This is a genomic window from Sodaliphilus pleomorphus (genome assembly GCF_009676955.1).
GTDB lineage: Bacteria > Bacteroidota > Bacteroidia > Bacteroidales > Muribaculaceae > Sodaliphilus > Sodaliphilus pleomorphus.
In genome coordinates this window covers 2,281,808-2,293,867 of the sequence record NZ_CP045696.1, presented here as the reverse complement: position 1 = coordinate 2,293,867, position 12,060 = coordinate 2,281,808, and the positions used below count along the sequence as shown (strand labels likewise).

The window sequence follows — 12,060 nt, the reverse complement described above, 5'->3', positions numbered from 1 at the left end:
GATATGCAACAACTTCTTCAAAACATCATCAAAGTTGAGTTCATTGAAACTCGCTACCTCAAAAACATGGTGCTTCTTGGCGACCATGAGGTGAGCTTGCAGTACTGGCGCAACTTCATAGATTTGTGCCTGGTGGGGCTCGCCTCAGTGGTTGTGTCGCAGAACGTGGAGAACGGCAGCCGCTTGACGTCCGTCAAACTCACCGCTCACACGACCGATGATTTTCATGTGGATCATCGGCGACTGGCCTGGCGCGTGACCACCGTCGAGGGTAAGCAATATCTCATAGGCATCAATGAGCAGCCGTTCCCGGTGACCACGGTCAGTGACAACTACCCGGACAAAGCGACCGAACCAAGTGGCAAAATTATTACTGTCAGCTGGCAAACACCGCTCGATTTGCTTGAAATCAAGGCTTAATTGGTCTTTTTGACTTCAAAAAGGTCGCAATAACTTTGCACAAAATAAATTAACTATGTACTATCAAATCATTATTGACGACTACATCGGCGACTGGTGGCTGGGCACTGACAAACAGAGCATACGCCGCCAGCTGGATCGCCACAAAGATGAGCATGTCGATGTCAAGATTTCCTCTCTCGGCGGCAGCCTTGATGATGGTCTTGACATCAGACAGCAGTTTATCGACCACGGCGATGTCACCGCTCACCTGCATGGCTTCGTGGCAAGCGCGGCAACTGTGGTCGCAATGGGAGCCAAGCATATAGTGATGGGCAAGTATGCGCTGTTCCTCGTCCACCAGTGCAGCAACGAGGTCTTTGAGTGGGGGCAGATGAATGCCACCGACTTGCAGACCCTCATCGACAGGCTGCAGAAAAACAAGGAGGACAATGAGAAGATTGACGGCGTGCTCGCCGCCATGTACGCATCTCGCTGCAAGAACCACTCGCAGGAAGAACTGCTCGACCTGCTCAAGGAGAGTAAATGGCTCACCGCGCAGGAGGCTCTTGACTGGGGCTTCATCGACGAAATCGCTGAAGATGACGTAGCTCCCGAGATGACCAACGCACTCGCCCGCAAATTCAATGCCGCAGGGCTGCCGCTCACAGGGCTTGAAATCCAACCCGACAGCACGGCTTTCGGCTTTCACACCGTCCTTGAATCCCTAAAGGCAATCAAGGACATGCTCACTCCAAAGAATAAACTCGCTGCGTGTGATGACACCAGCACAAAACTCGCAATCATGGATAAAAAGTTTACCAACGTGGCGAGCCTGCTCAACCTGGAGGCAATCGCCATCACCGACGGCAGCGCAACGCTGACCGCCGACCAACTGCAGGCGATTGAAGACCGCCTGAATGAGCTCCAGTCGCAACATCAGGCCGATGCCGACACCATCGCCGAGCGCGACAAAACTATCTCAGGGCTGGAAGCACAGGTTAAGAACCTGCAACAGGCTCCTGCCGACACAACGGCAAAGGTTGACGAGGCTTCGGCCGATAACCGGCCCATGAACAGCAAAGAAATGTTTAACCAAATCAAAGACCTCATTTAATATGGGAAAAATGACAATCACCCCCGAACAACTGCAGCTGAGCGGTCACAAATTCCGCACCGAGCTGCTGCAGATGCCCGTCCATGCCATGCAGGAGACCCTGCAGTACATGACGCTGCGCCGTGGCATCCGCTACGCTGAGAGTGTGGGAGAGCTTACTGGCAACATCGAGCTGGGCCCTTACAGCGAGACCCGTATTGACAACGATGGCATGAACATCAAGGGACGCACGCTCTACACCTTCCTGGGTAGCGTGGTCAAGAAGTTCTCGCCTAACAGCGTTGTCAAGAGCATCTATGATGCTGCCATCACCAAAGGTGAGAATCTGAAAAACGTGGATATCGCCTTGCGCGTGCTCTCTTATCTGACAGCTAAACTCGGTGGCAACTTGCAGTCGCACATCTGGGATGCTGTGCGCGACGACGACGGCACCACCAGCGTCGATCTGTTCAACGGCTTCGACACCATCACCACTAGTGAAATCAAAGCTACCACGCCCACCATCAGCACCACCATCGGCAACCTCTTTGAGTTTACCGAGGCTATCACCGCCAACAACGCCGTTGACCAGCTCAAGGCGTTCTGTGAGAAAGCGAGCGAGTTACTCGTGGATTCCGGTCAGCAAGTGAAGCTGTTCTGCTCACCAGCCATCTACCGTGCTTACCTCAAAGACTATCAGTCTACCGTGGGTGCTATTCCCTACAACACCGAGTACAAGAAGACCGTGGTTGAGGGTTTTGAGAATGTTAGCTTCGTGCCTCTGTACAACAAGGCCAACTCGCCTTACATCCATCTCTCCACACAAGGGAACATGCTCGTGGGCGTGAACCAAGAGGGCGAAGAAGAGAACATCACCATCGAGAAGCATGAGGCTTTTGTGCTGCAATTCATCGCTACCATGTTCTTCGGTGTGCAGTTTGAGTCTATCAGCCCCGAGCGCCTGCTCGTGGGCAAACTGAAAACCGCTTAATAACGAAAGGAGTTAGAATTATGCCTACACCTACTACAACTGCCAACCCGTGTGCTGCGACCGCACTCTATGAGTCGCTTGTGCACTGCAAGGGCACTACTGTGCTCCCTGGCCTGAGATCGCACATCTACTATATCGCAAAAAGCGATATCGTGACTTTCCCGTCGGCTCCGGCTTCTGTGCCCAGCGATGGCTCGATGAAGGACCTCGCTATCATCAAATCTGACTTCGTGCTCAAGGCTGACAGCAAGTGGAAAAAAATCGACATCGTGGCCAGCTCGTCGAGTGTTAAGAGTGAGTCGCAAGGCGACGCACCCAGCAAAACGTTTAAAAACACCGGCGAGTTCCGCTACCCTGGCAACAATGCAGAGGCCGCAGCCTTCTGCCGCCAGGCTAATGCCGACGACCTGGTCTACCTCTGGCCGCAACGCGACGGGCAATACCGCCTGCTGGGCAATGCCATGTTCGAAACGAACACGACACCGGCTCAGGAGAGTGGCAGCTCTGAGACTGACGCCAGCGGCACAACCATCACGGTTACCGTGACCGACATTATGCCCTCGCCGTATTATACTGGCAAGATCGAAACGGCCGAAGGCAAAATCAACGGAGCCGACGGCTCGGTGGCAACATCAGATTGACGTTCCTCTTTAGCAATCCAACCCTCACAGGTCGGGCACCCAGTCTTTCAGTAGCCTGGACCGCCCGACCTTTTAATTCCTCTTAATCACATGGACCATAATTTTACCGCTCAACTGGCCGACTGGCTTAACTCGCCTCGCGACCAACGCGACATCGCGGCTGGCGCCTTGATGCTGCTGCGCCTTAATAACAACCGCTTACTCTATGCCAACATCATGCGTCGGCCAGATAAGTTCGCCGACAAACTGGAGTACGAGCTGCGGAAACACTTGCGCATCCGCCTCGACGGCCTTACGCGCGACGACGTCATGAGGCTTGAATCCCAAGTGATTCCTGCAGCTGAAAAAACGCTTGCCACGCCTCCGGCAGTCATATCTACCGATGATGAACTGCCCGAGGCTAAGGTCGCCAGGGGCCGACGTGAGGACCACGACCGACTCCCTGCCGCAGTGCAAGCGTTATGGGACAACAACCTTCAGCTGTACAAAACCATCAAGAATGTCTTTGAACAGCTGAAGACCATGGAGCGGGCAGAGCCGTGCGACCGATACGAGTATCTGAAGATACTGGATGAAGCCGACAAGAAGTACCGCGCTAATCTCGAACGCTATGACGGCTTCGTCATCGGCGACGAGCCTGACGCTTGCCCTGCTGCACAGGACGCGACAGACAACGCCACCGATGACCAAGCCGCTCGCAAGATTAACGCCGCTCGCAAGACTTTAAGCAAGTATAAGAAGATACTTGCCCAATCACTTGAGCAGGACAATGCCGAGAAAACCGACACCGCCAAGGCGAAAATCCTTGACAGTGTCGCAGCAATCCGTCATGCCGGCGGCATCGTGGGTGCTGCCGTCACGACAGAGTTGTTGGCTCTGGGCATCAACATAAATGACGATGCCCAGGCGTGAGGTCAATCACCTGAAACCGTTGGCGAACACGCCCCTGCAGGCTTACTTCGACAACCGTTTGCAGCTTGCAGACGTGATTGACCAGGTTCTGCGGCAAATCGGTCCTGCTGATCTGGTGATTTCGACCTTCTCGACAAGCGATGCGTTCATCAGACGCTTGCACCGACTGAAGAACGAAGGCCTGGTAAAGTCTTGCTCGCTGTTTCTCGACTTGAAGGCAAGTCGAAAAACGGTACTTCTTGCCGGCTTCATCAAATCGGTCTTCGATGCTGTGTTCCTCTGCGAGAACCACAGCAAAGTGGTGCTGCTCAAAAACGATTCTCACCATGTGACAATCGTCACTTCGCAGAACCAAACACAGGGCAACCGCATGGAATGCGGCATAATCACTACCAACAACGACATCTATCAATACATCGCACATGGATTCCTACAACTCAAAACTGCTGCACTACCTCTCGACAGGCTTTGACCAACCAATGCTCGACCGTATCGCCGAGCTGGCGGGTGACCTCACGCCCATCAGCGAGATGGCTGCGCTGCTTGACCTCAATGAGGACATGCTGCGCCTGGCCATCAACGACAAGTCATCGCCGGTGCGTCGGGTCTATCTCAAAGCCAAAGCCGAGACGGCACACAAACTGCGCAAGCAGGAGATTGAACTGGCCGAAGTGGGCTCCCCGCTGGCGGTGCAGCTCACATCGGCATACCTGCGCGATATGCAAACCGACGAAGATCTATGATACCGGCAATTCTCGATACAGCCAAAGACTATCTTTTTGCTGATGTCAGCAAAATGGAAGCAGCTGGACTGCCAGCAGTCACGCAACACCATCTGATTAGACTGCGTGACATCTACAACTATTGGCTGAAGTTCCCGCTCACCAAAGACCGTGACTTGGTGGCATACATCCAACAGGTGTATGAACTGCAACCCACACAAGCCTACGCCGACCTGCGGTTGGTGAAGGCTCTGCTGGGTGACTTGCAGAAGTCCACCAAGGAATATCACCGCTACCGCTTCATCGAGATGGTGAGCGCTGCCTACGAGATGGCACGCATCAACCGCGATGCTAAGAGCATGGTGGCTGCTGCCGACAAGTATGCAAAATATACCCAGCTCGACAAAGAAGACCTTGTCGATCGCGGCTTCGACAAGATAATGATCCAACCGTTCAAGCCGACTGATGACCCGTCGGTGGCTGGATTCAAACCGGTGCCTAACATTCGCGAGAAGATTCAGAAGAAGATTGCCTCGTACTGGAACGAGGAAATCGAAGAAGTGGAATTTGAGACGGTGGAGTTCAACGAGGACGAGATCTTCAAACCTAAAGCCGATGAAGCCGATGAAGCCGATTGATCCGCAGCCGTTCTACCTGAACGACATCCAGAACGAGGTAATATACACAGGCGCAAAGGACACTATCCTCTGCGCCGGTCGTGCGCTGGGCAAGGGCTTGATCCACGCGCTGTGGAACCTGCGCAACATGCAGCGCATGCCGGGCTCTATCACCGGCATCGTGTCGCCTAACTGCAAGCGTGCGCTGACCAACACGCTGCCGTCGATGTTGGTGCACTGGGAGAAACTCGGCTACCTGCGCAACGTGCATTGGTGCATCGGCATCAAGCCGCCTAAGGCGTGGCATTGGCCGGAGCCTATCTTCCGTCCTGAGAACTATGAGAATGTGCTGTCGTTCTACAACGGCAGCATTGGCTTCATCATATCCCAGGACCGAAGCGGCACATCGAACTCTCAGTCTTACGACGCGCTCGACATCGATGAAGCCAAGTTTATCGACTTCGAGCAGCTGAAGGATGAGACGTTGCCGGCCAACCGCGGCAACCGCCAGTACTTCGGCAAGCACTACTTCCATCACGGCATGCTTATCACCAGTGATATGCCGGTAACTAAGAAAGGCTCTTGGTTCCTGGAGTATGAACACAAGTGCGACCCCGAACTGATTAAGCTGATTCAAGGCACGGTCTATGAGGTGTGGCGCGTCGAGCAGAAGATTGCTGCGATCACGGCCAAGGGACACGAGGTGCCTGCATGGCTGCGCTCACAGCTGCGCACACTCAACCGTGACCTGTGCCGTATGCGCTCGGTGGCCACCTACTACCGTGAGGCATCTACAATCTATAACATGCAGGTGCTGGGCGAGGCGTTCATCAACCAGCTGAAGCGTGACCTTCCACCGCTCACGTTCCAGACCAGCGTGCTGTGCAAGCGCATCGGCATTCAGCGCGACGGCTTCTACTCCTCGATGACCGAGAACAACAAGTACAGTGCCACCAACTTCTCCTACCTCGATGACCTTGAGTATCAGTTCGACAAGATTAAGGAACCGTCATCGCTGGCTGATGCCGATGTCGACCGCAACCAACCGCTGTGCATCGCCTTCGACTATAACGCCAATATCAACTGGCTGGTGGTGGGGCAGCCCCGCAAGACGCAGCTGCTTATCCTCAAGTCATTTTTCGTCAAATTCGAGCGCAAACTGCCCGAACTGATTGACGACTTCTGCCAGTACTACCGCCACCACAAGCGGCGAGAGGTGGTGTTCTACTACGACTCCACTGCCATTGGCTCTAACTATGCCGTGAACCAGGAAGACTTCCGCTGGGTCATCATCAACGAGTTTAAAAAACGTGGGTGGAGGGTGCGTGATGTGTATCTGGGTAGGCCCATGCACCACATCGAGAAGCAGCTGCTCATCAACCGCATGCTCGCGGGTCACGCACGACTGCGACCGATGTTCAACCGGGAGAACAACGAAGACCTGCTCGTGTCGGTGCAGACTGCAGGTGTCTATAATGGAGGCAAGGACAAACGAGGCGAGAAACTCGCCGAGACCGAGGAGGATAAGCTGGAGGCTCGCACCGACGGCAGCGATGCCTTCGACACGCTGTGCATCGGCGTGGAGAAGTTCCCGCAGTCAACGCACTCTATCAATGTAACTTCATCGTTCTGATGGGTGGTAAGTGACCGGCGTGACCTCGCAGCCGTGCCCGCACGCGCGGGGCGAGTGACCGCTGGCATATTCCGCTGGCTCAATGGTGGTAAGTGGCTCGGCGGCGTAGGGCAGTGGGGGCAGAACTTTCGTTCTGACCGCAAGAATGCGGCCATCGGCCGCTCGCAACACCCTATTTGCTAAGGGTTTTGCTCGCTGTAGTAGCGAAAGGATTCGCTTTTACCCCTCGTGGGTCGTATCTAAAACAGCCTGTTCAGCCTGTTTCAGAGACTACTACGACCCACGAATGAAACCTCCTGCGGAGAGAGCGGAACAGGCACACAAAAGGTCTTTTTATGTGCCGTGAGTTAGATTTAATTTTGCACAAAAACAAGTTTTATGCCTGATATATCTACACAAGCAACGGTCAGCGTTGACGTGAACAACCAACCTGCCGGACGCAAGATTGCCGAGCTGGAGAATAAGATGGACAGCCTCATAGCTAAAAAAAAGCAATTCGAGGCTGCCGGCGACCAGAAAGGGCTCGCAAGTGTCCAAAAGGAAATCAACAAGGTCTCGCGCCAACTGGACAACGCCCGCACGGCATCGGCTCGGTGCCAAGCGGCGCTGGCGAAGCTTAACGAAGCCTCGCCAAAGGAACTGCGCTTCACACTCAAGCAGCTGAAACAAGACCTTGACCACATGGAGCGTGGCTCGAAAGCGTGGAAAGCGCATGTCGAAGCCATCAAGCGTGTTAAGGCCGAAATCCGTGCCGTCGATGATGAGATGCGTGAGCACGAGGGGCTGCTCTCGCGTCTTAACCGCAAGGTGAATGAGTGGGGCATGAGCATCGCCAGTGCCGCCGCAGCCTTCACGGGCTTGGTGTTCACAGCACGCCAAGCGGTGCAGGCCTATGCCGACATGGAAGCCGAAATGGCTAATGTGCGTAAGTTCACCGGCATGACTACCGACGAAGTGGGCAAGCTCAACGAGGCGTTCAAGGGCATGGACACTCGCACAAGCCGCGAGGACTTGAACAAACTGGCACAGGAGGCGGGCAGGCTGGGCTTGCAGAGCCAAGAGGATGTGCTGGGCTTCGTCAAGGCTGCCGACCAAATCAATGTGGCCCTGGATGATCTGGGTGAGGGGGCTACGCTAACGCTCTCCAAGCTGACCGACATCTTCGGCGACAAACAGCGGCTGGGGGTCGAACAGTCGCTGCTTGCCGTGGGCTCGGTGGTCAACGAACTGTCGCAAAACTGCACTGCGTCGGCTCCCTACTTGACTGACTTCGCCCAACGCCTTGCCGGCGTGGGCAAGCAGGCTAACATGACGATCCCTGAGCTCATGGGCTTCGCTGCCGTGCTCGACTCGCAAGGTCAGGCGGTGGAGATGAGCGCCACGGCTCTCTCGCAACTGATCATGACACTGTTCCAGGATCCTGCCAAGATCGCCAAGGCGACAGGCATGGACCTGCAAGCATTCAGTAAGGTGCTGAAAGAGGACACCAACGAGGCTCTGCTGATGCTGCTCTCCCGACTGCATGAATTGGGCAACATCAGCGTGCTGGCTCCTGTGTTCGATGCCATGGGCACTGATGGAGCACGCGCCAGCGCGGTGATCGCCGCACTTGCCGGTAACATCGACATGGTGAAGCAGCAGCAACAGGCAGCCAACGTGGCTTTCAAAGAGGGTACGTCGGTTACAAAAGAGTATAATGTCCAGAACAACACCGTTCAGGCTCAACTCGATAAAGCCAAGAAAGGCTTCCACGAGATGGCGGTGGAGCTGGGGCAGAAACTGGCTCCGGCCATGAAGTACGCCATCACAGGCACCAGTGCAATGATGCGTGTGCTGTCTGCGACAATCTCATTTATCAGTGAATATGCAGGTACTATTATTTCTACGGCTACTGCAATCGGCGTTTACACCGCTTATGTAAACGCTGCCGTTATCGCTGACCAACTCAAAGTTTTCTGGAATAATATGCTTGTCGCTAGCTTTAAAAGATTGTGGGCAGTCATTGCCGCCAATCCATGGGGCGCAGTTATAGCAGCACTTGGCGTTGTCATTGGTCTGCTTATTGACCACAATAGAGGTCTTAACGAGGCTAAGGCGGCTGAGGAAGCACTGAATGATGTACGTGACCAAGCCCGCAAAAAAATTGTGGATGAGCAGACTGAACTCGAAATTCTCATTGCGGCAGCTAATGATACTTCGCAGTCCTACAAGAATCAAAAGGCAGCGGTTGACAAACTGAACAAAACCATCCCTGGCTTTAATGGAAAGATTGACGCTACTACACGCGCATTCAGTTCTTCCAAACAGGCTCTTGATGACTACATCAATAGCCTTATTCGCCTTTATGAGGTGGAAGGAGCCAAAGAGAAGTTCAAAGAACTTGGCAAAGAGCGTGCCGGCTATGTGATGGAGAAGAAGGAGATCGAGAAGGAAATCGAGGATGAGAAAGCTCGCCAACGTGAACAAAATGCTCAAATCGCCAAGAACCCTTACAACTATTCCACCACACAGAGCAGCACTCCCCCTCCTATCGCTTCTATACAAACCAGCAATGCGGCCACGCTGCGTGGTCTTGAATCACGGCTCGATCGTGTCAACAACAAACTCAAATATACCAATGCTGCCATGCAGGCTCTAAAGGATGAGTATGGAAAAGACTGGTATAGACAAGACACTGGCCGACCTGCCTCGCCAAGAAGCAACATCGCACCTACTGGTGGTTCTGGCGGGTCAGGTAGCGGTGGTTCTGGCGGTTCCCATGGCGGTGGTGGCGGCTCTACATTCACGTCTCCTGATGAGAAAGCGGAGAAAAAAGCAGAAGCGGAACGCAAGAAGAAGGAGCGCGAGGCTCGTGCCGCTCAACGCAAGAAGGAGCAGGATGCTGCAAAAGCCAAACGGCTTGCCGACCGTGTGGCAAAACAAGAATATCAGCAAGCCCTCAAAGATACTGTCGAAGACCGTGCCAAGGCCGAGACTGAGGCACTACAGTTGTATAAGTCTGGTGAACTCGGTTATTATGAATACCTTGATCGCATGGCTAAAATCGAAGAGGAGTTCTGGAACTCGCGCCTTGACACCTATGAGGCTTTTGGCAAAGCCGAGAGCGATGACTATGCCAAGGATGCCCAGAAACTTGAACAAGCTAAAACGAAGCATGAGCAACAGATGACTCAAATACAAATCACCGCTGCTCAGCAACGTCGCGACCAGGCTAAGCTCGATGCCGAGATGGAGTTCTACAACCCCGACAATAAAGAAGCATTCCATAATCAGAGGTGGCTGAATGACCGCCGTGCGAAGCTTGAAATTGACTACCTGCAAGAGGTGCTGAAAATCCACAAGGAGGGTTCCAAAGAGTGGCTCGATGCCGAGAAGGCTCTTGACAAGGCTGTCAAGGAGGAGGAACTGCGACAGCGCAAGCAACAGGAGGAAGACCTTGCTGCTTGGCTATATATCTACTCTCAACAGGGAGCTATCGACCGCATGAATGCCGAGCTGGCTGTTGTCGATGAGCTGCACAAGCAAGGAATCATCAAGGAGAAGGAAGCCGAGGAAGCCAAGGCTGCCATCCGTCGCAAGTACCGCGACGAGGTGAACTCCAAGACCGGCACGAAAGCACCCAACCAGGACTTCACCGATGCCAAGGATGACTATGACCTACAACTCAAAGCGCTTGAGGATGCCCACAACCAGGGGCTGATTGACCAAGAGGACTACGAGAGCCGAAAGTGGCAGATCGTGCAGAACTACCACAACAAGATCGTGCAGCTCATCAGCGGACAGGGCAACGAGTGGGCGACCATGGTCACCACGCTGGTCGAGACTTGGAAATCGGCTTTTGAGAACCTGGGCTCCACGCTACCCGAGAAGCTGAAGTCTATCGGCGACATGGCGGCGGCAACCTTCGCGGTGATGAACGCGGGCATCAAGTCCTACACCGACTATGCCAACGCCAGCCGTGACCTCGAAGTCAAGAAAGTTGAAAAGAGTTATGATGCACAAATCGAAGCTGCTGGCAACAATGAGAAAAAACGTAAGAAACTGGAGGAACAGAAGCAGAAAGATGTCGCTGCTATCAAGACCAAGTATGACCGGCGTGCTATGGCGATGGAGATGGCGCAAGCCGTGGCATCGACAGCAATGGCTGCGATTAATGCTTATGCCAGTGCAGCCAAGATTCCGGCGATAGGCTATATCATTGCTCCTGTCGCGGCAAGCATGGCTCTTGCAGCCGGTGCCATGCAGATTGCCACCATCCGCAAGCAGCACCAGGTGCAGCAAATGGGCTACTACGAGGGTGGCTTCACGGGGCACGACGGCAACAGCCACCGCGAGGTGGGCGTGGTGCATGCCAACGAGTTTGTCGCCAACCACCAGGCGGTAGCGAACCCGGAGCTGCTGCCGGTGCTCCGTCTGATAGACCAAGCACAGCGCAACAACACCGTGGGCTCGCTCACCAGCGAGGATGTGAGCCGCGCCCTGGGCCAGGGTGCGATACTGGGCGACATGACCGCCGCCCAGCAACGCACCGCAGCACGCGAGGATCGCTCGATGCAGCTGGTGGCAGCCTCCATGGAGCAGCAGACGGCAGCCATCAACGAGCTCAACAGCCGCCTTGCCGACGGCATTGAGTCGTTCATGGTGATGGATGGTGAGCGGGGCTTCGACCGCACGTGGCAACGCTACCAGCGTATGCGCGACAACCCACGCAGGTAGTTATGCAATCCTCATAAATATTTTAATTTCAACGTTTATATAGTAACTGATAGGTGGCGGTGGCCGTGACGGTCATCGCCACTGTTGCATTTCGCACAAGCCTCCTGTGGATGGGGGCGGTGGCATTGTTGTGCGGCGGTGGCGGCGGTGCCGCTCACCACTGTTGCTGTTCCTCGCGGCAACCATCGTGGCTCGCCCCTTGGCGCGTCGTCGTGCCACCATGCGACATTGAACGGCTGCCTCACAGACTTGCATCTTGGGGTCTTGCTCCCCTCTCGCGCTCACCCCTTGACCTTGGCATGTAGTCGCCCATCAGCGTCGCACACCCTGCGG

10 protein-coding genes are annotated in these 12,060 nt (G+C 54.5%); all 10 read left to right on the top strand.

Annotated elements, in window-relative coordinates; all coding sequences use genetic code 11:
* The first annotated feature begins 3 nt into the window (after window positions 1–3).
* The 10 genes from GF423_RS09385 (at window position 4) to GF423_RS09340 (ending at window position 11,727) form a co-directional block, all read left to right on the top strand.
* Complete coding sequence (locus GF423_RS09385; protein WP_154328109.1) at window positions 4–420, top strand: hypothetical protein; 417 nt, start codon at window positions 4–6, stop codon at window positions 418–420.
* 55 nt (window positions 421–475) lie between these two features.
* A complete protein-coding gene (locus tag GF423_RS09380; RefSeq protein WP_154328108.1) occupies window positions 476–1,516 on the top strand; it encodes a Clp protease ClpP in 1,041 nt (346 codons plus the stop codon).
* A 1-nt stretch (window position 1,517) separates the two neighbouring features.
* On the top strand, window positions 1,518–2,486 hold the full coding sequence (locus GF423_RS09375) for a hypothetical protein (protein ID WP_154328107.1): 969 nt from the start codon (window positions 1,518–1,520) through the stop codon (window positions 2,484–2,486).
* Window positions 2,487–2,506: 20 nt separating this feature from the next.
* Entirely contained in the window at window positions 2,507–3,127 is a 621-nt protein-coding gene (locus GF423_RS09370; protein WP_154328106.1) for a hypothetical protein, read from the top strand.
* Window positions 3,128–3,217: 90 nt separating this feature from the next.
* Window positions 3,218–4,039 (top strand): hypothetical protein, encoded by an 822-nt coding sequence (locus tag GF423_RS09365; RefSeq protein ID WP_154328105.1) that lies wholly within the window; start codon window positions 3,218–3,220, stop codon window positions 4,037–4,039.
* The gene (locus GF423_RS09360) at window positions 4,020–4,511 is read left to right on the top strand and encodes a hypothetical protein (protein WP_206113211.1); all 492 of its coding nucleotides are present in this window, start codon (window positions 4,020–4,022) and stop codon (window positions 4,509–4,511) included. The genes GF423_RS09365 and GF423_RS09360 overlap by 20 nt, the downstream gene beginning before the upstream one ends.
* Window positions 4,462–4,782 (top strand): hypothetical protein, encoded by a 321-nt coding sequence (locus GF423_RS09355; RefSeq protein WP_154328103.1) that lies wholly within the window; start codon window positions 4,462–4,464, stop codon window positions 4,780–4,782. The genes GF423_RS09360 and GF423_RS09355 overlap by 50 nt, the downstream gene beginning before the upstream one ends.
* A 53-nt stretch (window positions 4,783–4,835) precedes the next feature.
* The gene (locus GF423_RS09350; protein WP_154328102.1) at window positions 4,836–5,399 is read left to right on the top strand and encodes a hypothetical protein; all 564 of its coding nucleotides are present in this window, start codon (window positions 4,836–4,838) and stop codon (window positions 5,397–5,399) included.
* On the top strand, window positions 5,386–7,011 hold the full coding sequence (locus tag GF423_RS09345) for a hypothetical protein (protein WP_235911831.1): 1,626 nt from the start codon (window positions 5,386–5,388) through the stop codon (window positions 7,009–7,011). The genes GF423_RS09350 and GF423_RS09345 overlap by 14 nt, the downstream gene beginning before the upstream one ends.
* Window positions 7,012–7,389: 378 nt before the next feature.
* A complete protein-coding gene (locus GF423_RS09340; protein WP_154328101.1) occupies window positions 7,390–11,727 on the top strand; it encodes a phage tail tape measure protein in 4,338 nt (1,445 codons plus the stop codon).
* The last annotated feature ends 333 nt before the right edge of the window (window positions 11,728–12,060 follow it).

What these genes read in the sequence shown, in the direction of transcription:
- GF423_RS09385 (WP_154328109.1), top strand. Translation starts at nt 4, where the DNA reads ATGCAACAACTTCTTCAAAACATCATCAAAGTTGAGTTCATTGAAACT.
- GF423_RS09380 (WP_154328108.1), top strand. Translation starts at nt 476, where the DNA reads ATGTACTATCAAATCATTATTGACGACTACATCGGCGACTGGTGGCTG.
- GF423_RS09375 (WP_154328107.1), top strand. Translation starts at nt 1,518, where the DNA reads ATGGGAAAAATGACAATCACCCCCGAACAACTGCAGCTGAGCGGTCAC.
- GF423_RS09370 (WP_154328106.1), top strand. Translation starts at nt 2,507, where the DNA reads ATGCCTACACCTACTACAACTGCCAACCCGTGTGCTGCGACCGCACTC.
- GF423_RS09365 (WP_154328105.1), top strand. Translation starts at nt 3,218, where the DNA reads ATGGACCATAATTTTACCGCTCAACTGGCCGACTGGCTTAACTCGCCT.
- GF423_RS09360 (WP_206113211.1), top strand. Translation starts at nt 4,020, where the DNA reads ATGACGATGCCCAGGCGTGAGGTCAATCACCTGAAACCGTTGGCGAAC.
- GF423_RS09355 (WP_154328103.1), top strand. Translation starts at nt 4,462, where the DNA reads ATGGATTCCTACAACTCAAAACTGCTGCACTACCTCTCGACAGGCTTT.
- GF423_RS09350 (WP_154328102.1), top strand. Translation starts at nt 4,836, where the DNA reads ATGGAAGCAGCTGGACTGCCAGCAGTCACGCAACACCATCTGATTAGA.
- GF423_RS09345 (WP_235911831.1), top strand. Translation starts at nt 5,386, where the DNA reads ATGAAGCCGATTGATCCGCAGCCGTTCTACCTGAACGACATCCAGAAC.
- GF423_RS09340 (WP_154328101.1), top strand. Translation starts at nt 7,390, where the DNA reads ATGCCTGATATATCTACACAAGCAACGGTCAGCGTTGACGTGAACAAC.